Raw genomic sequence first — 20,929 nt, forward strand, 5'->3', positions numbered from 1 at the left:
AATCAGATGGTCTTTTTCTTTTATAGCCATGAAAACACTTCATATCCTAAATGGCGATGCCACTTTGGCCATTTTTAAACAAACTACTTTTGAGGGTGATATTTTGGTATGGCGAGAAATCTTGTCCGAAGGCCCCGTTTCTAAAACTAACCTATGGGCAACAAGAGCTAAATGGATCGGCAGTAATTTTGGCGAAACCGAAGCCAATTATGCGAACAAGGTGTTGGATGAAGTTGAAAAGCTAAAAGGTGTGAAGGCATATGATGAAGTTGTCCTTTGGTTTGAATACGATCTAGTCTGCCAGATCAACCTCATCTACATTTTAAGTTTACTAAAGGATATGGAAACCCAAGATCTTCCGATTTATTTAATCTGTCCTGATCGGTTTGAAGGTATAGCTAATTTTAGGGGCCTTGGCGAGCTAAATGCATCACAGCTGACACAACTTTATTCCAGCAGAAACAAATTGAATACAAGCGACCTCAACATTGCCAGTCGGGCATGGAATAGGTATACTGAGAATAACCCTAGCGTTATTCAAACCTTGTTACAAGAAGATTTTGGCAACCTACACTTACTAAAAAAAGCTTTATTGGCGCATCTATTAAGGTTTCCTAATCCAGACACAAAGCTCAACTATATAGAGGAAACCTTGTTGAGCATTATCCATAAAGGTATAACCAAGAGAACTGACATCTATGAAAGTTTTTGGCTAAAAGAGCCCATATTTGGCATTACAGATTTTCAAATTGATTTTATGCTAAGTCAATTGGAAGCCAATGGGTTCATTGAAAATGGAATGCTACATTAAATTATTTTGCCATTACACCTACAGGGCCGCTCGGTTCACTTTCATTTTTTAAGCGGTCTAAGGCTGTTACCAAATAGTTATATCTTTTCCCTTTCTCTACACTGGTATCCAAATAAGAGGCAAAATCTTCAAAGCTCACTCTCAATATGTTCTTTGGATCCAAAATACTTATTTTTTCACCTTCTTTAAAGCGATAGATCACATAACCAGAGGCCGTCTCTCCATCTTTAGCTTTCAATGGTTTCTCCCATTTTAAGTGTATACCATCTGTTTCTGCATCAGCGGTAAAATTTTGAGGTTCATTTGGCATGATATCATCAAGCCAAGGCATTTGTGGTGGCAATGCCGAAAATCTATATAAATCATTTCGCAATGAATCCTGTACACCTTTTGCAACGGTGGCCAAAGATTTAGAGCTAAAAAACACACTTCCCTGTATCCTACCATTCTCTCTCATATACCTGATCTGGTTTGGGATTTCACTTTGGTTGCCCCAAGCTGCTTCTCTTTTCGAAGGCATGCCATGCACCAGATAGGCCGCTTGGCCAATATATAAATGTCGGCCATAGGTATTGTTGCTCCACCAATCGGCCAATGTACCAAAAGGGGCTACCGCCCTACTAAACGTAAAATAGATCTGCGGATTGATGTAATCTACCCAACCTTCTTTGATCCATTTTCTCGAGTCGGCATAAAGCTCTCCATAATTAGACAGACCATTCGTTTTAGAACCCAATGTATCCTCTCTAGAATTTCTCCATATACCGAAAGGGCTAACACCGAATTTTACATACTTTTTGTAATGATGTACGCTGTCATCTACCATCTTGATCAACAGATTCACATTGTTCCTTCTCCAATCGTCCACATTTGTAAAGCCATTCGGATATTTGGCAAATGTAGCTTCATCACTTATCTTTTGACCAGAAATGCGATACGGATAAAAATAATCGTCGAAATGTACCCCATCAATATCATATTCCTTCACTACATCAAGGATCACCTGAACGATATATTCTCTAACCTCTGGTAGTCCTGGATCAAAGAGTTTTTGTCCGCCATAAGTATAAAATAGTTCAGGACGTTTTTTAGTGATATGTTCAGCGCTTGTAATGGCATTAGCGCTCATTGTTGCCCTATAGGGATTAAACCAAGCATGTAGCTCCATTCCCCTAAAGTGGGCTTCTTTAATGGCAAAGGCCAATGGATCGTAACCTGGGGCTGGAGAAAGGCCTTGCGTGCCCATTAACCAATGGCTCCACAATTCTCTGGATTTTGCATAAAATGCGTCGGCAGTAGGCCTGATCTGCAACATAATGGCATTCATACCTGTTTTTTTATGCTGTTCCAAGATTCCGATCAGCTCTTGTTTTTGTTGATCAATAGACAGACCTGGTTTAGAAGGCCAGTCTATATTGGTTACGGTTGCTACCCAAACGCCTCTAAACTCGCGTTTTGGACCAATATTTGTGCTATTCTGTGCAACTGAAAAAAAAGAAGTGGTGAGTGAGAGTAAAATTATACCGATAAAGCTTTTAACCATTATATATTCTTAGTAATGAATAGTTTATTTACGATTTTTGATAAAGTTTAAAATAACAACAAGCTATTTTTGGTGTTCATATTTAAACGACAGTTTTAAAAAAATGTGTTACAAAAGTGCTACATTTTTTAGACTTATCAGTTTTTTATATTATGTTAGCTATCCCAAAAAAATAATTAACACCACTTTAAGAGTAAATTTATCGGCATTTTTTACATGTCAATAAAAAATTAGCTAGTATGCAAGAGCAAGATCCCGTAAACAAAGTTGACAGAAACAAAGTTTATTTTTTAATAATAGTTATCGCCGCACTCTTAGGAATAAATGCCTACCTCTACTTTAAAGACAAACAGCAAAGTAGTCGTTTTGTAACCGTAAGCACCGAAAAAGACAGGCTAAAACTAGAAGTTGAGAAGATAGAGGTTGAACTTGACAAGGTAAATGCCTTAAACGTAAACCTGAGCGAAAAACTACAACAAGAACAAGACCTTGCCAGAAAGAAGATCGCAGAATTAAAATTGGCCCTACAAAAAGGGAAGCTTACACAGGGCGACCTGGATAAGGCGCAAGAGGAAATCAAAGAATTAAGAGAATTTGTAAAAAACTACAACGACCAGATCCTTAGGTTAGAAAAGGAGAACTCTTACCTGAAAACAGAACGTGATAGCTTAAAGACCACTTCCGACAACTATAGCCAAAAAGCAGAAAACCTTGAAAAGGAAAATGAGAACCTCAATGCCAAAGTAAAAGTTGGAGCGGCCTTAAAAGCGAGCGATATTGAGGTGAGCGCCTTTAAAATAAAAAACAGCGGTAAAGATGTTTTGGTAACCAGAGCCAGTACTGCCGAAAAATTTACCATCAACTTTGCCATTGTACCCAATACATTGGCCGAAAAAAACTATCATACGGTATATTTAAGAGTATTTGACCCAGCAGGCAACCTGATTGCCAAAGAAACCGATATGTTTGAGGCTGATGGACAGCAGATGCAATTCAGCAGCAAAATGCAGTTCAACTATAACGATGACAATTCTAGTTATAAAATACACTGGGAAAACCCCAATCCTTTTATAAAAGGGACTTATTCAATTATCCTTTATACCGATGGTTTTGTAATGGGGAAGAGCCAAATTACACTCCGTTAAGTACAGTTGCAGATATTTAGACTGAACCATCTATTCAAAATCCTTTTGCTTTAATATCTAGCTTAACTTCTTATTAAAGGAAAACTCAAATGGAATGTAGTACCTTCATTGATCAGTGACGTGAATTCTACTGTTCCTCCGGCATTTTCTATGGCCTGTTTCACAAAGGCCAAGCCTAAGCCAGTACCTGATGATTTGGTGGTAAAGTTTGGCACGAATATCTTATCCTGCAGGGCAACATCTATTCCCTTACCATTGTCTTCCACCTCTACATAGGCATATTTTTCATCATTGATGATGTGAATCTTTATCGCACATCTTTCTTTCCCTTCACTGGCCTCTATGGCATTCTTTAACAGGTTATTAAACGTCCGCAACAATTGGTCTTTATCACCCAAAACAATGATTGGTCGGTTGGTTCTTTCCAGCACAACAATCTCTACATTATCTGCACTATTAAATACCGCAATAGCTTGTTCTATCACCGGTAATAATTCTAGGTTTTCCAATTTGGTGTCGGGCATTTTGGCAAAGTTGGAGAACTCTGATGCAATTGTGGCCAAACTATCGATCTGCTCAATGAATGATTTATTAAAACTGGCAAACTTCTTCTCAAAATTAGGGTCTTTTTCTTTCCATGATTTCTCCAACAACTGCACACCCAACTTCAACGGCGTCAAAGGGTTTTTAATCTCATGTGCTACCTGTTTGGCCATTTCCCTCCAAGCACTTTCACGCTCAGACCTTGCCAATTTAGTGGCACTGATTTCCAGTGCTGCAATCATTTTGTTGTATTCTTTGATCAACGACCCTATTTCATCTTGACGGTGCCATACAATTGGCTGATTTTGCTGCCCCAGTTTAGTTCGCCTGATACTCTCTTGGATAAAGGTAAGCGGACTAGTGATCTGGTTGGCCAGAACAACAGCAAGCACGCCTATCAGCACAAATACCAAGGCATAGATATTGATCAAGGTATTGATGAACAAACCAATCTTAGCTTCGTAATCGGCCTCATTCGAGTAATAAGGCAATCCGATATAAGCAATAGTTTTATTCTGCACATCACGGATTGGAGCATAGGCAGCAGCATATTTAAAAGTCCCAATTTTTTCAGATGTATTTAAGAACTCCGAGCGTTGTTTTAAACTCAGCTCCATAAAAGCGATCGGGCCCATTTTTTTGCCCAAGATCCCATAATCATACATCCTGCGTAAAGAAGTTAAGATCAAGTCTCCTTTGGTATTATATAGGTTCAAAAATGCGGCATTGATATCTGCAAATTGTCCAAACTGAGATATTCCTTCTTCGTCCGTCCTAATTTCGCCATTATTCGCAAGCTGTTTCTCGAAAGAGAGCTGTATTTTTTTTACTTTCTCTCTAATGGCATCTTCTTGTTGTGTCTTATATTCTTCTCTGATATAAAAGAAAGTTGTCCATCCAACAATCAGCAAAGTGGCCACAACTGATAAAACGATAGAAAACTGTATCCTGGTTTTATAAAGGATTTTATTGGCATTGATCATCAGATAGCGATTGATGCTAAACCAACCTGCCCTATTGTTTTCTACATTGCTTAGGATCCAGATAAATATATAAAATACGATCCCAGACAAGATAAATACCAAAAAGAAAAACGACAAAGTAGACAGCCTTTCTATATAAGGAATTTTCTCCTTACTGATGATGATGAGTTTAGACCGATCTGGTTGATAGACTGCATGGCTATATCTTGGGCGCTCTGTAGTACTTCCAATCACCTCATCTCTATCCTTCTCTTTGTCGCTTACAAAATGTACCTCTTTATCGAGCGTGCCTTTAAACCGCTTGTTAAACATTGGGTAGGTATATTTCCCAGATTGTAAAGAAAGTTCGTTGTTCTTATAAAATGCAAATGAATAGGCGCTGAAATCTTCATCACTCTTTAATTTACCATCAATTAACAGCTCTGGAAAATGAGAATTATAATCATAGGGCTGCGATTTCAGGTCAACCACCAATGTACCAAGGATACTGCCATTGTCTACTATCGGAATAATGCCAAAATAATTTTGGAAGGCGAAGGTATTATTGATACGATAAAAGAAGTTGGATTCCTGTGTTTTTATCGCACCTGATTTAACCAGATCTCTGTATCTGGCCATTTTTGTTTTTTCATCTGTACGTAATGCAGAATCCCTATTGTCATATTCAAAGATCTTGGGGTCGAAACGGGTTAGATAACCATCCAGGTATTTTTTATTGATATAATTATCCAACCTAAACGTCTGTGATGAATTTGGTCGTTTAAAATAGTCGATGATGATCGAATCTTTGGACACACTTTTTTCAAAACTGTCCATTGCGTTGATTACTTTAGGATTAGGATCATCTGTTTGCAGTAATTTCTCTGCCATGATTCTTCTGTTGGCCTGCTCTTTAAGGTCATTAAACCTAAGGTATTTAATAGAGGTGAGAGAAGCCATGCAAAAAAACAGGGTGGCAAATGCACTAATAGAAAACCTATTCTTTTGGACATAGTTATTCCACGCCATAATAAAGAGCAACAATGCATAGATCAGATAGAAAATATCAAATTCAAGAAGATCGTCTATCAATTTATAACAGGTATATACAAGCAACAGGCTTAAGAATACAATCAACCGCTCTCTATTGGTAAATGGCAATTGTTTACTCAATACCATCAATATATTCGCTAGCGCATATACATTAAACCAGATCAGGCAGAGAATGATGATACAAGTCCAACTGATCCATCCTAAATTGATGATATTGGTAATGTCAAAATTGATTTTTGAGTTATAGATCAATCCCGAAAAAACATCATTGACAATAAAGCCTGCACAAGATAAAATCAATAAGGCCAATATATGAAAAGCGACACTTGCCGTTCTATTGTTGATCATCCACTTTGGCAATTTGTATTTTTCCCTGTGCTGATAGGCAAAAAACCCTATCCAAGATAAGGACAAAACATTCAACAACAGATCGCCTAAAGAAGGCAGAAAATCACTTGCTGCATAAATTGATGGATTAAAGATCTCGAGGTTAAATTGATGGTTAAACCAAAAAAACTGGAGATCTGTTATCCTAAAAGCGAAGAAAAAGATGCACAATACAAATGTACCTGCAATTGCCAGACCTTTATTAACCAACCATGTACAATAAGAATTAACAAATAGGCAAATGCTAAATAGGCCCACTATCCATAACCAGATCTGTATGCTGGCATATATGTTTTTCGAATATTCTTGACTCAGTTTTACCGGAAAAAGGTATTCTTTTTGGATATTGAAAATCTCCGTGATGTCTTTATCTGTAAATGATGCCAAGTCCAAGCTATTTCTTGGAAACAGTTCTGGCACTATCTGATTTTTAAGATATTGGTTCTCAATACCAAATTCTGTCTTTACCGAAATCAAGAACAAGAAGGTATAATCGCCATCTGTTTTTTTGATCAGCTCGTACCATCCATTTGGCTGTTGAGAAAAGGAAGAGCCTTCTTTTAAACGGAATGTATTGGAAGGGATTGCCTTTACAGAGCTCCAGAACTGGAGTTCTTTTTGTTTATAGACCAATAGGTTGATCCCATTATCCCTATAGGTTTTTATAAAACTGAGCGCTAGGTTCTCGTCTTTATAGAATTGTTTAACTTCAGCTAATTTATTTGGATTGGAGAGATAGTTTTGAACTACCCGTTCTTTACTCGCCAGATTTTGCTGAAGTTCGTTGGCTTCGTGCATCAAGAGGTCTTTTTTGGTAACTGAATTATCTAAAGACAAAGCTGTAGCTATACAGCAAATGCCTAAAAGCAATAAAAGAAACCTGATTTTACCTCCAACACTCACGTTAAATTGTTTTAAATAAGGTAGTAATTAAACAAAAACCTATCGTTGATGATAGGTTTTTGCTGTAAATATGTTAAGCAATCGTAGCGCTGCTTGTTTGTACTTCTCTGCTTACTTTTTTAACCAAGCCTTGTAGTACATTACCTGGTCCAACTTCAATAAACTCATTGGCCCTATCGGCAATCATGTTGGTAGCCGTTTGGGTCCACCTTACCGCTCCGGTCAACTGCGCGATCAAATTCTCTTTGATCGTTGCTGAGTACTGTAGTTGGTTTTGCATTTACGTTTTGGTAGATTGGACAGATTGGCGAAGAAATCGCTGTTGCTTCAATAGCTGCTTGTAGCTCTACTTTTGCTGGCTCCATTAAAGGCGAGTGGAAAGCACCACCAACATTTAATTTCAGGGCTCTTTTTGCCCCTGCTTCTGTTAATTTTAAACAGGCTTCGTCAATACCCTCAATACTACCTGAAATAACCAATTGACCTGGGCAGTTATAATTGGCCGGAACAACTACTGCATCAATACTTGCACAAATCTCTTCAACCACTTCATCTGCCAAGCCTAAAATAGCAGCCATGGTTGAAGGTTGGAGCTCGCAAGCTTTTTGCATGGCATTGGCACGGGCCACAACTAGTTTTAATCCATCTTCAAATGACAAGGCATTGGCAGCAACCAAGGCAGAAAACTCGCCCAACGAATGCCCAGCAACCATATCAGGTTTGAAATCAGCTCCTAAAACCTTGGCCAAGATCACCGAATGTAAAAAGATGGCAGGTTGTGTTACATTGGTCTGTTTCAATTCTTCATCCGTACCGCTAAACATAATGTCGCTGATGCGGAAACCAATGATCTCATTTGCCTTTTCGAAGAGTTCTTTAGCCATTGGGTTTTCATAAAGATCTTTACCCATGCCTGAAAATTGAGCGCCTTGCCCTGGAAATATATATGCTTTCATTTTTTATTTTATCGATTTGGATAGTTAGGTTAAAGACCTAAATCTAAACAACTACCTCCTAAATTCCATTATTTTATTGCGGATTGACATCAAATCAATCCCTTTTCTTTATCCCAACTATTTGCTGTTAATGTAGGTTTGCTGTTATTAACCTCAAAAACTCTGCTCTTGTTTTATCATTGCTGATAAATTCGCCAGTAAATGCTGAAGTTGTAGTTACGGAGTTCTGTTTTTGTACGCCACGCATCGCCATGCACAAGTGTTTACATTCAATTACCACAGCTACTCCTGCTGGTTGAAGGGTTTCTTGTATACAATCCCTGATTTCATTGGTTAAACGTTCTTGTACCTGTAATCTACGCGCAAATGCATCAACAACCCTTGGTATTTTACTAAGGCCAACAATATGTCCATTGGGGATATAGGCGATATGTGCCTTACCAAAAAATGGCAGCATATGGTGTTCGCACATCGAGAATACCTCAATATCCTTTACTACTACCATTTGGCTATAATCTTCTTTAAACATCGCAGAGCGAAGAATTTCTTGCGGTTGGATGTCATAACCATGGGTTAGATATTGAAGGGCCTTGGCTACACGTTCTGGTGTTTTTAAAAGTCCTTCACGTGATGGGTCTTCTCCTAGTTGTGCTAAGATATCTTTGTAATGTGTAGCAACTGATGTAATTTTTTCGTCGTCGTATCGGTCTATTTTCTGATAGCCCAAAACTTCGTCATCGTGGTTGTATTTATCGTTTTCCATGTATGTGTATGTGCTGATTAACCAAAATACTCTACAAAGTTGTTTTCGGTTTCGTAGATTTTAATGCAATGTAACTGTGCTCCACCTTCACTGATATGCGGCCCCAAGATATCCCATATCGCTATGGCCAAATTCTCGGTCGATGCCAATTTACCTTTCATAAAATCAACATCCAAATTCAGGTTCCTGTGGTCAACCTTGTCTACCACATATGTATTGATCAATCTGTTTTAACCATTTCAGGTCGACCAAAAATCCAGTTTCTGGATTAACTTCTCCCTTAACAGTTACGTATAATTGGTAATTGTGTCCATGCCAATTAGGGTTGGCACATTTACCATATACTTCATTGTTTTTATCTTCGCTCCAATCTGTTCTAGATAATTTATGAGCCGCATTAAAGCTTTCTCTGCGTGTTATATAAATCATTATTTATCAAATAAAAAGCAAATATACTATATATTGGTTAATGGTTGATAGTACAGACCTACTATTAACCATAGCGGGAAAATCTTTACATTTACTACATGAAACTATTAATTGTTGCGGCAACCAAAGCAGAGATTGCTCCGGTATACGAACATTTTAACCTACCAGATTGTCATTTTGTACAACAGTCAGCTTTCGACATCCTCATTACAGGTGTTGGGATGACTGCTACGGCTTTTGCATTGGGCAAACACTTAAACAATACCTATCAGTTGGTGGTTAATGTGGGCGTTGCCGGAAGTTTTGACAAAGAACTTGCCCTTGGAAGTTTGGTCAACATCTACGAGGATACTTTTGCAGAATTGGGCGCAGAAGACCACGATGATTTTATCAGTCTTAAAGAACTAGGTTTTGGAGACATTACTTATCATACCAATTATAACCTTACAGGTCTACCAAAAGTTAAAGGCATTACCGTAAACAAAGTTCATGGCAATGCAGAAAACATCAAACAGATCATCAAACGATTGGCCCCTCAAACCGAAAGTATGGAAGGTGCTGCAGTTTTATATGCCTGCTATGTAAACGATATACCTTGTGTGCAGGTAAGAAGCATCTCCAACTATGTGGAGCCAAGGGCGAAAGAAAATTGGAAAATTGGCCTTGCAATCAAAAACCTCAATGAATGGTTGATTGGTTTCATTGCCCAACAAACGAAATGAGTTAATCATGACCATTTAAAATACATTTAGCTTTATTTTTACCTCATGAAATTGACACTTGGTTTTTCGCCCTGCCCTAATGATACCTTTATTTTTGATGCTTTGATCCATCATAAGATTGATACTGAAGGGCTATCTTTTGAGGTTTCTTTTGATGATGTAGAAACATTAAACCAAAAGGCAATGCGGGGCGAACTGGACATTACCAAACTGAGTTTTCATGCATTTGCCTATGTCATTGAAAAATATGCATTGTTACATGCGGGCAGTGCCTTAGGTTTTGGTGTAGGTCCCTTGTTGATCTGTAGAAAAGATAGAGCCGTAGCCATTGAGGCACAATTGAAATCCGGAAATCATGACTTCAACGTTGGTATTCCTGGAAAGTATACTACTGCTAATTTTTTATTGGGTGTTGCCTATCCCAACTTAACCAATAAAAGAGAAATGGTTTTTTCTGAGATCGAAGATGCATTGATTCACGGCCAAATAGACTTGGGATTGATCATCCATGAAAACCGTTTCACTTATCAGGACAAGGGCCTACATAAAATTGTTGACCTAGGGAACTATTGGGAACAATTAACAAGTTGCGCTATCCCATTAGGAGGCATTGTGATCAACCGTAATTTAAGCTTGGACATCCAACAAAAGGTAAATCGCCTGATCAGAAAATCAGTTGAATTTGCTTTTGCCAATCCGAAATCAGGAATTGATTTTATCCGTCAACATGCACAGGAAATGGATGAGGCCGTGATGTACAAGCACATTGAGTTGTATGTAAACCAATATTCAATTGATCTAGGAGTAGAAGGAAGAAAAGCCATTGACACCCTTTTTACCATGGCCACGAAGAATAAGTTGATCCTACATTCGAGCAAGACTTGTATGTGCCTTAATGTGTTACTTGGTTCGTGTGGACACGAACCAAAGACACGGACACGAACCAAAGAAATCAAATAAAATTTTTATTGGGCGCAAGGGCCTTCGGGAATTTGTTTGCTGATTTTGAGCAATTTGGTCACTACCATTGTAGAGTCATAGTCGCCAGTTACAGTGGTGGTATCTGATTTAACAAAATGACATTGTACCTCAATATAAACAGGTACATATGGTTTTTCAAAACCTAGGTTGCTATAGGCTAGTTCTAGCGTTTTTGCGCTATCTGCTACCCAATACTCTCTACCCTCTTCACAATCGGTAAAAGATTTCACTTCTGGCCCGAAATTATACAGGCCTTTGGCAACAATAAATTTATCCTTCTGGTCTTCCGGTTTAGGATTACGGTTACAGGCTGCAAAAGCAGTAACCAATAGTGTTAAAACTAATAATATCTTTTTATTTGTGTGCATGTTCTTATAGGTCTTGATTTAAATGGTCTATCTTCTTTACGCTTAAATTTGATGCCAAAGAAGAGGCTATTAGAGAAAAAACACTAACAGTAACAAAAACCAAAACAAAGTCTTTCCATTTAAGTGCTATCGGATACGCATTGCTTATGCCCAACATCCCAGTTTCGCCCATTTTCACCAGGCCAAAATGTTGTTGGACCAGACAGAATATCAATCCGATCAACAAGCCAAAGATACAACCTGATAATGTAATCATCATGCCTTCTAATAAAAAAATACGTTTGATCAACTTTTTACCCGCTCCTAAGCTGCTTAAAATAGAAATGTCTTTCAATTTCTCTATCACCAACATCGTTAATGAACCAATGATATTAAATATAGCGATAATTAATATAAAAGTTAGAATTATATATACCATCCATTTTTCGGAGCCTAAAACATTATATAGTGCCTGATTTTGCTCAATCCTATTTTTAACTATAAAAGCATCTCCCAGTTTATCTGTGATCTGTTTTTTAAGCTGGTCGGCATCCACACCTTTATTTACATTGATCTCTATAGCCGATACATTTTTCTGTTCCTGCAACAGTTCGCGGGCAAATTCGATGGGTACAATAACCAGGTTATCAAAATCTTGTTGGACCTCAAATACACCCGACGGAAGAATATTGAGTATCGTAAAATCGTCTAATGGGTTGATAGACCCTGCTTTTATTCCCTTTTTAGGAGAATAGATCTGCAAAGGCTCAAAAGCATCACTCGGATTTACCCCTAAATAAGATTGTAAGGCCGAACCGATCACGGCATTGGGCCCATTGTCATTCTGGAGCACAAAATGACCATCAACAATGATACTATCTAAGCTTTGGTTTTTTAAAAAATCGCTACTAACCCCTTTGATCAAAGCTGGGGCCTGCTTGTTATTGTACCTTACCAAAGCATTTTCTGCTAAGATTTCGGTATAGGAATAAACTGCCTTATTTGATTTGAGTTCGTTAAAATAAACCGTGTTGGGATCAAATGTTTTTCCCTTTGCAGGCGAAATGATCAGTTGTGGCGTAATGGTATTGAACATTTTAAGGATCACACTTTCAAATCCATTAAAAACGGTTAAGATGATGATCAACGCTGCACTACCTACAAATACGCCCAATACAGAAATCGCCGAAATGATATTGATGGCGTTGGTTGATTTCTTTGCAAAAAGATATCTGCGTGCGATGTAGAATGCGGTATTCACTTGGTAAATATAAGTAAGATGTAAGTTGAAAAATGGAAAAGATGCAATTAAATTCCATCCATCTTCCATGTAACCTTTTCTTTGTTACACCAGAAAAGGGTTATTTATTTTTTCAAATCCAACAGTGGTAGATGGGCCATGCCCTGGAAAAACCTCACAATCGTCTGGCAATTGGAACACATTTTCCTTAATACTGTTGATCAGTTGTTGATGGTTTCCGCCTGGCAGGTCTGTTCTACCAATGCTTCTATAAAACAATACATCGCCACCTATCAGAAAATTCTCTTCTTTGGCATAAAAACACAGGTGTGCTGGCGAATGTCCTGGTGCAAAAACCAATTCTAGTTTACTGTTACCAAAAATGATGGTGCCATGTTCTGGCAAAAATGTATCTGGTTCTGGAGAAAGCTCGTAATGCATGCCCATTTGGGGTGCATAACCTGCCACAGCCTGCAAAATATACAATTCGCCCTGATGGAATTGAGGTCTCAATGCCCAATTGTCAAAAACAAACTTGTTACCCAATACATGATCAATATGGCAATGCGTGTTCAACAATAGTTCAGGTTTAAGTTGATGTTCTTTTATAAAGGCAACCAATTCATTTTGTTCTGAGCCATCGTACATCCCTGGGTCTATGATCACACAAGCTCCAGTTTCATCGTATAAGACGTACGTATTTTCCTGATAAGGATTAAAAGTAAATTTCTTTAAACTAATCATTTTATTTTTTTAAGATCCAGTTGGCAATTGTATCAATTACTTCGATCGGTACATTTTGAGGGAGATTATAATCTTCTAGCGTGTTTGTTGAACCTGCAACAACAAAAGGATGTCCTAAATTGGGGAAAGAAACCGCTACTGCATTTTTGCGATTCTCAATGGCCTTTTGCCATAGCCCAAAATCAATCATACTTACCTGAAAGTCTTTTTCACCTTGTAATACCAATACCTTTCCATTGTATTTTTTCAAGGTTGCCGTTTGGTTATAATTATTCAAATCCATAATATAAGATGCCGGACCATAAATTGTTTGCTGGTCTGGCTTTCTGTTACCTAGGGTTTTAAATCTTGTGGCATTGATCAGTACAATGGCAGAATCCAATGTTTTTGCATCGATATTATTTTGCGATGCACTCAACTTATTTTGTGCTATAGAAATATCCTGAAATGGTCTGGCAGGAGCCGCAGCTAAGATAATACCAGCAATGCTATTATTCTCTACAGCGATACGGGGTGCCAACATTCCTCCTAAACTATGTCCCAATACATAGATCTGGGCCACATTTACATTGGCGATTGTTTTGGCTAAAGCTATGGCACTCTTTACATCGGTTTCGGTTTCTTGTTTTACGGTAAGTACCTCTCCTGGTTTGATGGAATTGGCACCATATACTTTTGTTCTTTTATCGTATCTTAAAGTGGCTATTCCCTTTGCTGCTAAACCAAGTGCCAAATCCCTAAATATCTTTGTGCCACCTACAGCCTCATCTTTATCGCCGGGACCAGAGCCATGTACCAAAATCAAAATAGGGAAATTCGTTGCATTTTTAGGTATGGTCAATATCCCAGGCAATTTAAAATCGTTGGTCTGAACGGTAATTGGTTTTTCTTCGTAAAGTGCTGGATTGGCATAAGCTGGGTCTTTGTATCGGTCTTTCAGGTTTTCTTTAGGTACAAAAAACCCGATGATTAAATCCTTATTGTCAATTGTTAAAGTAAATAAGGGATTAGCATTGTCAAATGAGGTATTGATCAGCACATAATTTGCTCCATTTTGAGCCAGTTTTGATGTTTTAACAATACCATTGAATTTCCCATACTTCTGCAAAAATTGTTGTTGTAGACCTGATATCTGGCTTGCGCTTACTTTGCTTTTAAATTCATCGGCAAAATAATTGTAGGCGGCGGGCTTACCGCTGATAAACAACTCGAAGAATTTATCCGCATTGATCAATGTACTATCACTTTGCGCATTGGCCAAGGGCGCATAAGAGAATAGGGCAATCAGTAAATAGTATAATCTTTTCATCCTAGTTCTTCCATTTAAAGGTTTCAATCATCCTGTCGATGTCTTTCTTGATAAATTTGACCACAGGTTGTAAAGAATCATATTGTGGTTTCTCATTAAAATATAAAGCTCCTCTAAAGTAATGTTTGGTACTGTCTGTTAAAAAAAACTGGACCGATGAAGCTGTATTTCCTTCAATCGCATAATAGATGCCATAAACCTTCTTATCAGGATAATTGATTAGTTTTTTGTCTATGGAGTTTGCTTTGATGGTATGGGTCATGGCCAAGGCTCTTGCACCTTCCGTCATGTCATCATATTCCTTTTTTGAAGAGAAATCGTAATACGTAAGATGCAGTTTGCCATTAAACTGGGGGAAGTTGAGATTATTCCAACAAGGCAGGGCATTCCTTTCGTCATCTACTGTCATCTGTGCATAAACTGGATATTCGAAAGTAAAGGGACAGTCTCCATTGTAGACTTTGTATTCCTTTTTAGGAAAATTTATCCTAAAATACCCTCTTGGTTTTGGCGTATATGTCGACTCGCTGGTACAAGCTACCATTACAGCGAGGATTAGGAATAAGAGCAGGTGACTTTTCTTCATGTTAGGTATTCCAAATGTACCAAGAACGTTCGGCTTGTAGGTATAACATTTCTAAACCATTTTTTATTGTTCCACCCTGTGCTTTAACCAAACTTAAAAATTTTGTCTCTTCCGGATTATAAACCAGGTCGTAAGCCAAATGCTGGTCTGTAACAAACTGATAAGGTATCAATGGGCAAGAATCAAAATTTGGCGACATCCCCAAAGGTGTAGTATTGATCAGCAACTTGTATTCATCTAAAATGTTTTCAGTAACTGCTGAGTATAAAACCGTATCAGGTGTAGGATTTCTAGTGACCACCAAATATGGAATCTGTAATTGGTTCAGCACATACTTTACTGCTTTGGCAGCACCACCATCTCCAAATATCAGTGCTTTTTTATGATGGTTTTTGAGCAAAGGCTTTAACGACTCTGCAAAACCATAGGCATCGGTATTGTAACCTTTGATTCCAACGTTCTGCATTTTTTCTTCCAATGTGGACACAGTTTACTGCTCCAATTTCTTTGGCGGCATCATCCACCTCATCTAAAAATGGCAAAACCTGTACTTTGTATGGAATGGTTACGTTTACCCCATGAAGCTCAGGTTGACTTGAAAGTAGGTCTACAAACTGTTCGATACGTTCTAATGGAAAGAGTTCGTACCTACAACCTGCAATCTTTTCATTGTTAAATTTTTCGGTAAAAAACTTCTTCGAAAAAGAATGTGATAAAGGGAAACCGATTAAACCGAATGTTCTCATATTTTATAAAAAAACCATCGACTTTAGCCGATGGTAATAAATCATGTCAACTGTAACTGCTGTTACAGCGAATATTTTTCCTTATTTTCCTTTATTCAAGAAATAGTCAAAAGTATCTCCTCTTAAACCTAGTCTAATGGTTTCTAAAGGAATAACTTCTGCTGGCGCAATGTTACCCAAGTTTACGTTTGTACCTATCAGTTTGATAAACCATACTTGTTGTTCTTTTTGTGGAGCTTCCCAGATGATGGTTTCTTCTGGAATTTGTGTCAGGTACTCATCCACCAAACCCTCTCTTACTTCACCAGTACCACGGTAGATCCTACATTTCCACCTTCACGAGCTTCGGCAATCACTTTCCAAGAACCTGCCTCTATCTCTGCTTTCATCAAGGCAATCCATTTATATGGCGCAAATATCTTAGCGGCATCTTTAGAACCTACTTCCGAGATTACGGTAACTTGGGTTGATAATTTTCTAATGAATTCACATTTGATATCATGCTCAATATCCATCGACCCATCAGAAATTTCTGCATATTCCATCCCAAACTCTTCTAAAACCCTGCGGTAATCATCAAATTGGTTACGGATGGCAAAAGCTTCGAATAAGGTTCCACCAAAATAGGTAGGAATGCCTGCACTACGGTAAAGCGCTAATTTTTCTTTTAAGTTTGGAGTTACATAAGAAGTAGCCCAACCTAATTTTACAATATCTGTATGTACACCTGCAACTTCTATAAAGTCTTCAACTTGTCTAAGACTTAATCCTTTATCCATCACCATTGTTAAACCCTTTTGACGTGGTTTTACGGAACGTTCTGGAATGTCATTTAATTTGTAATTCATATATGGTGCAAAGGTTAAAAAAACTCTGCTATTTTTGAAGTATAAAACCTGTTAATTTCTATTTTATATATTTATTGATTACCTCAATAATTAGTCCATTGTCTTGTAATTGGGGTAAATACTCGAATAAGATATAATGTTTTTCTGGGTCGGTTACCAAAGCCGTTTCTAAATAGGCAATGGCATCGTTGCTCTGCCCTAATGCAAATAGATAGGCTACCATACGGTAATACAGTTCTGCAGCATCCGGATTGTTCTTGATGGCTTCGGCCATGGTTTCTGATGCCTCTAATAATTTGCCTTGTTCGTATAAAACTGTCGAAAAATCCAACCAAGCTTCTACATCCAAAGGATTATATTCTAAAACCTTGTAATAAGCCGTTACCGATTCTTCAATCTGTCCAAGTTTATAATGCGCATCGGCCATGGCAAACCAGAAATCTGGATTTTCATCATCCAATTCGATTGCTTTTTTATAGAAATGTAACGATTCAAAAAAGCGTTCCTCAAAATTTAAGGTTACCCCAATGCCAAACCAGGCATCGGCCATTTTCGAATCCATTTTAACAGATTTTTTATAATAAGAACGGGCCTCATCCATCTGCTCCAGCTTTTCATAACATTCGCCAATGGCACAATAGGTATCCGCATTTGGTGGTTCGTATTCAAAAGTCTGCTTATATACAGCAATGGCTTCTGCATATTTATCCAATTGTACCAAGGCATTTCCTTTGTTGTAATAGGCTGAGGCAAAATTCTCCTTGATCAAAATAGCGTAATCATAGGCATCGATTGCTTTTTCAAACAGGTCTAACTTATGGTACGAGTTGGCCAAGTTATACCAGGCCGCATAAGAATAAGGGTCGCTATCGATATACTCTTGATAAAACTGGATGCTTTCTTCCTGTTTATCTAAAATATCATAACAAAAGGCAAGTTCGTACAAACCGTCTTTGTTTTCCATATTCTGTTCTAAGCTTCGCTTGATGTAAACTATCGCAGTTTCATAATCGTGCATATTCTGATATACATAGGCCATCTGCAATAAGATTTCGTCTGTTGTTTCGGCCAGGCCCAATGCTTTTTCGAAATTTTCCAAAGCCTCTGCATGGCGATCCAGATTCTGGTAGATGTTACCACGTAAAACATAGATGTCAGGCTCTGAGGCTTCTAACATCTCTGCTTTTTCAAGTGCAGCAAAGGCCTTGTCTACCTGATTGGTAAACAATAACAGTTGTGCTTGTTTAATTAAGAAAACTGCTGCATAAGGATGCTGACTTAAGGCATACTCTATTACTTGCAGTGCTTTAACAGGATCGTTCTTCTCTATGTAGTTATCGATGATATACTCAAACGCTTGTGCATCGAAAAAATATTGATCCTGGTTGCGGATCATTTCTTCATAACGTTCTATCGAGTGTTGAGCATCATCATTAAAATCAAATTCAAATTCTTCTTCCATGTACTGAATATTTAAAGAACAAACCCAATTAACTAATTCCTTATAAGTTTACGTTTTTTATAAGATGAGTTAAGAAAATAATTTTCAACATACACACACCCTTCGAGATAATCAACTAATAATAAAAGATTTAGCGAATGCTGGGTGTGAATGGCCCTTAGGCTTATACTGCTATGGAATGTTGTTCTTTTTAATTAATTACAAAATAACATATATTTAATTCAAAATCAGTAAAATTCAAGTCATGAAACAGTTTTACCTTATGCTTACCTTCTGCTTAACAATTGGTATGCAACAAAGTTTTGCGCAAGCCAATCCAGAAGAAACCGCTGTAAAAGCTACCATTAACAGGTTATTTGAGGGCATGCGTAACTCAGACACAACATTGATCCGCAGTGCTTTTGCCGCAAAGAACACCATGGAAACCATAGCCAAAAACAAAGAAGGCAAATTTGTGGTGAGAACAGAAAACGTAAATGACTTTATCAAGAGCATTGGTGCACCACATCCAGAAAAATATAATGAGCGCATTGTATTTACCAAAGTACTGATTGATGCCAACTTGGCAAGTGTTTGGACAGATTATAAGTTTTATGTGGGCGATAAATTTAGCCATTGTGGTGTGAATTCCTTTCAATTGTTTAAAGGCGAAGATGGCTGGAAAATCATCTATATTATTGATACCCGAAGAAAAGACGATTGCAAATAAAATCTCCGTTCGTGTGGACACGAACAAGAGATAACAGATAACAACAATTTATATTTTGGCAATCCTGCTTATTTTTTTGTTGTTTTGTAGAAATCGATTTTCAGATTAAATATCATTAGTATATGAGAACAAATATCAATGCCATTTTAAAACAGTTAGGAATTGAAGACATCAATCCGGCCTACAGTACGGGCAGCAATTGGAGCAAAACCACCAGCGAAAAAATTATCGAAAGCCACTCTCCTGTTGATGGGAAAAAGATAGCTTCGGTATATGTGGCTTCTGCTAAAGATTACGATGCTGTGGTAACAACTGCTCAGGCTGCGTATCTACAATGGAGAACAGTTCCAGCACCTAAAAGAGGAGAAATGGTTCGCCAGTTTGGCGATGCCTTAAGAGCAAATAAAGAAGCCTTGGGCACTTTGGTTTCGTACGAAATGGGCAAAAGCCTACAGGAAGGTTTTGGTGAAGTACAGGAAATGATCGATATCTGCGATTTTGCAGTAGGCTTATCTCGTCAGCTGTATGGTGTAACCATGCACAGCGAAAGACCAAACCACCGCATGTACGAGCAATGGCATCCAATTGGTATTGTTGGATCATCTCTGCATTTAACTTTCCTGTAGCCGTTTGGAGCTGGAATACAGCTTTGGCATGGGTATGCGGTAATGTTTGTATCTGGAAACCATCAGAAAAAACGCCATTAACAGCAATTGCCTGTCAACATATTATACAAAAAGTGCTGGCCGCCAACGATGTTCCTGAAGGGGTATCTAATCTAATTATCGGCGACAGAGAAGTAGGCGAACTGTTGAGCAACGATACCCGTATTCCTTTGGTATCTGCTACAGGTTCTACCAGAATGGGTAAAGCAGTAGGTGCTGCTGTAGGTGCGCGTTTGGGAAGAAGCTTGTTAGAGTTAGGCGGAAACAATGCCATCATCATTTCTAAGGATGCTGACCTAGATATGTCTATTATAGGTGCAGTATTTGGTGCTGTAGGTACTGCAGGACAACGTTGTACCACCACACGCCGTTTGATCATACACGAAAGTGTTTACGATGCTTTTACGGCTAAATTGGTTAAAGCCTATGGCCAATTGCGCATTGGTGATCCATTAGACCAAAATAACCATGTTGGGCCATTGATTGATACCGATGCTGTAGCCAACTACTTAGATTCGATTGAAAAATGTAAAGCCGAAGGTGGAAACTTTGTAGTAGAAGGTGGTGTTTTAACTGGCGAAAACTATACTTCTGGCTGTTATGTTAAACCTTGTATTGCCGAAGTGAAGAACGAATACAAAATTGTACAACACGAAACCTTTGCACCGATCTTGTACCTGATCAAATATAAAGAGCTTGATGAGGCCATTGCCCTACAAAATGGAGTTCCTCAAGGACTTTCATCAGCGATCATGACCTTGAATTTGAGAGAGGCAGAACAGTTTTTATCTGCTCAAGGTTCTGACTGTGGCATTGCGAACGTGAACATTGGTACTTCTGGTGCAGAAATCGGCGGTGCTTTTGGCGGCGAAAAAGAAACAGGCGGTGGAAGAGAAAGTGGATCTGATGCATGGAAAGCCTATATGCGCAGACAGACCAATACGATCAATTATGCGAATACCCTACCTTTAGCACAAGGTATTAAATTTGACCTATAACATTCCATGGTTCGTGTCTCCACGAACCATGGAATGGATATAAACCATAAAAAAAGAGCCTCAATTTTGGGGCTCTT

The 20,929-nt window shown here is 38.2% G+C and carries 16 protein-coding genes and 4 pseudogenes; 6 read left to right on the top strand and 14 right to left on the bottom strand.

Translation table 11 applies throughout. The features are described from left to right. The first annotated feature begins 28 nt into the window (after nt 1-28). Nucleotides 29-811, top strand: a complete 783-nt coding sequence (locus tag ACFJIZ_RS15430) for a DUF1835 domain-containing protein (protein WP_379085873.1) — start codon at nt 29-31, stop codon at nt 809-811. Nucleotide 812: 1 nt separating this feature from the next. Here the strand turns inward: ACFJIZ_RS15430 and ACFJIZ_RS15435 are convergent, their stop codons facing one another. Next, complete coding sequence (locus ACFJIZ_RS15435) at nt 813-2,354, bottom strand: glycoside hydrolase family 10 protein (protein ID WP_379085875.1); 1,542 nt, start codon at nt 2,352-2,354, stop codon at nt 813-815. A gap of 239 nt (nt 2,355-2,593) precedes the next feature. Between ACFJIZ_RS15435 and ACFJIZ_RS15440 the strand changes: the two genes are divergently transcribed. Next, nucleotides 2,594-3,499: a hypothetical protein gene (locus tag ACFJIZ_RS15440; RefSeq protein ID WP_379085878.1), complete on the top strand. Its 906-nt coding sequence runs from the start codon at nt 2,594-2,596 to the stop codon at nt 3,497-3,499. A 62-nt stretch (nt 3,500-3,561) separates the two neighbouring features. Here the strand turns inward: ACFJIZ_RS15440 and ACFJIZ_RS15445 are convergent, their stop codons facing one another. The 4 genes and pseudogenes from ACFJIZ_RS15445 to ACFJIZ_RS15460 all read right to left on the bottom strand — a co-directional run bounded on the left by ACFJIZ_RS15445 (nt 3,562) and on the right by ACFJIZ_RS15460 (nt 9,495). Then, a complete protein-coding gene (locus ACFJIZ_RS15445; RefSeq protein WP_379085881.1) occupies nt 3,562-7,347 on the bottom strand; it encodes an ATP-binding protein in 3,786 nt (1,261 codons plus the stop codon). 73 nt (nt 7,348-7,420) lie between these two features. Continuing rightward, nucleotides 7,421-8,303 (bottom strand): annotated as a pseudogene (gene fabD, locus ACFJIZ_RS15450) (ACP S-malonyltransferase). A gap of 127 nt (nt 8,304-8,430) precedes the next feature. Next, complete coding sequence (gene folE / locus ACFJIZ_RS15455) at nt 8,431-9,066, bottom strand: GTP cyclohydrolase I FolE (RefSeq protein ID WP_379085884.1); 636 nt, start codon at nt 9,064-9,066, stop codon at nt 8,431-8,433. A gap of 17 nt (nt 9,067-9,083) precedes the next feature. Further along, nucleotides 9,084-9,495, bottom strand: a pseudogene (locus tag ACFJIZ_RS15460) (6-pyruvoyl tetrahydropterin synthase family protein). Nucleotides 9,496-9,593: 98 nt separating this feature from the next. On the opposite strand from ACFJIZ_RS15460, the gene mqnB reads away from it, so the two are divergent. Both mqnB and ACFJIZ_RS15470 read left to right on the top strand, forming a co-directional pair. Then, nucleotides 9,594-10,217, top strand: coding sequence for a futalosine hydrolase (gene mqnB / locus ACFJIZ_RS15465; protein WP_379085887.1), 624 nt, complete (start codon nt 9,594-9,596; stop codon nt 10,215-10,217). A 45-nt stretch (nt 10,218-10,262) separates the two neighbouring features. Next, nucleotides 10,263-11,177, top strand: a complete 915-nt coding sequence (locus ACFJIZ_RS15470) for a menaquinone biosynthesis family protein (protein WP_379085890.1) — start codon at nt 10,263-10,265, stop codon at nt 11,175-11,177. Between the two features lie 5 nt (nt 11,178-11,182). Here ACFJIZ_RS15470 and ACFJIZ_RS15475 read toward each other — a convergent pair whose 3' ends face one another. The 9 genes and pseudogenes from ACFJIZ_RS15475 to ACFJIZ_RS15515 form a co-directional block, all read right to left on the bottom strand. After that, on the bottom strand, nt 11,183-11,566 hold the full coding sequence (locus tag ACFJIZ_RS15475) for a hypothetical protein (protein WP_379085892.1): 384 nt from the start codon (nt 11,564-11,566) through the stop codon (nt 11,183-11,185). 4 nt (nt 11,567-11,570) lie between these two features. Beyond that, nucleotides 11,571-12,806: an ABC transporter permease gene (locus tag ACFJIZ_RS15480; RefSeq protein ID WP_379085895.1), complete on the bottom strand. Its 1,236-nt coding sequence runs from the start codon at nt 12,804-12,806 to the stop codon at nt 11,571-11,573. Between the two features lie 84 nt (nt 12,807-12,890). Continuing rightward, nucleotides 12,891-13,529, bottom strand: coding sequence for an MBL fold metallo-hydrolase (locus ACFJIZ_RS15485; RefSeq protein ID WP_379085898.1), 639 nt, complete (start codon nt 13,527-13,529; stop codon nt 12,891-12,893). Between the two features lies 1 nt (nt 13,530). After that, on the bottom strand, nt 13,531-14,838 hold the full coding sequence (locus tag ACFJIZ_RS15490) for an alpha/beta fold hydrolase (RefSeq protein ID WP_379085901.1): 1,308 nt from the start codon (nt 14,836-14,838) through the stop codon (nt 13,531-13,533). A 1-nt stretch (nt 14,839) separates the two neighbouring features. Continuing rightward, nucleotides 14,840-15,424 carry a gliding motility lipoprotein GldD gene (locus tag ACFJIZ_RS15495; protein WP_379085904.1) on the bottom strand — a complete coding sequence of 195 codons (585 nt, stop codon included), beginning with the start codon at nt 15,422-15,424 and terminating at the stop codon, nt 14,840-14,842. A gap of 1 nt (nt 15,425) precedes the next feature. Continuing rightward, nucleotides 15,426-15,890 carry a shikimate dehydrogenase family protein gene (locus ACFJIZ_RS15500; RefSeq protein WP_379085906.1) on the bottom strand — a complete coding sequence of 155 codons (465 nt, stop codon included), beginning with the start codon at nt 15,888-15,890 and terminating at the stop codon, nt 15,426-15,428. Next, nucleotides 15,805-16,170, bottom strand: a complete 366-nt coding sequence (locus ACFJIZ_RS15505; RefSeq protein WP_379085909.1) for a shikimate dehydrogenase family protein — start codon at nt 16,168-16,170, stop codon at nt 15,805-15,807. The genes ACFJIZ_RS15500 and ACFJIZ_RS15505 overlap by 86 nt, the downstream gene beginning before the upstream one ends. Before the next feature lie 81 nt (nt 16,171-16,251). After that, nucleotides 16,252-17,018: pseudogene (locus ACFJIZ_RS15510) on the bottom strand (phosphosulfolactate synthase). Nucleotides 17,019-17,076: 58 nt separating this feature from the next. Beyond that, nucleotides 17,077-18,480, bottom strand: a complete 1,404-nt coding sequence (locus ACFJIZ_RS15515) for a tetratricopeptide repeat protein (protein WP_379085912.1) — start codon at nt 18,478-18,480, stop codon at nt 17,077-17,079. Nucleotides 18,481-18,724: 244 nt separating this feature from the next. On the opposite strand from ACFJIZ_RS15515, the gene ACFJIZ_RS15520 reads away from it, so the two are divergent. Together ACFJIZ_RS15520 and ACFJIZ_RS15525 are read left to right on the top strand one after the other, a co-directional pair. Further along, a complete protein-coding gene (locus tag ACFJIZ_RS15520; protein ID WP_379085915.1) occupies nt 18,725-19,189 on the top strand; it encodes a nuclear transport factor 2 family protein in 465 nt (154 codons plus the stop codon). 122 nt (nt 19,190-19,311) lie between these two features. Continuing rightward, nucleotides 19,312-20,852, top strand: a pseudogene (locus ACFJIZ_RS15525) (aldehyde dehydrogenase family protein). Nucleotides 20,853-20,929 lie beyond the last annotated feature (77 nt).

The organism is Pedobacter sp. UC225_65 (assembly GCF_042698365.1).
GTDB lineage: Bacteria > Bacteroidota > Bacteroidia > Sphingobacteriales > Sphingobacteriaceae > Pedobacter.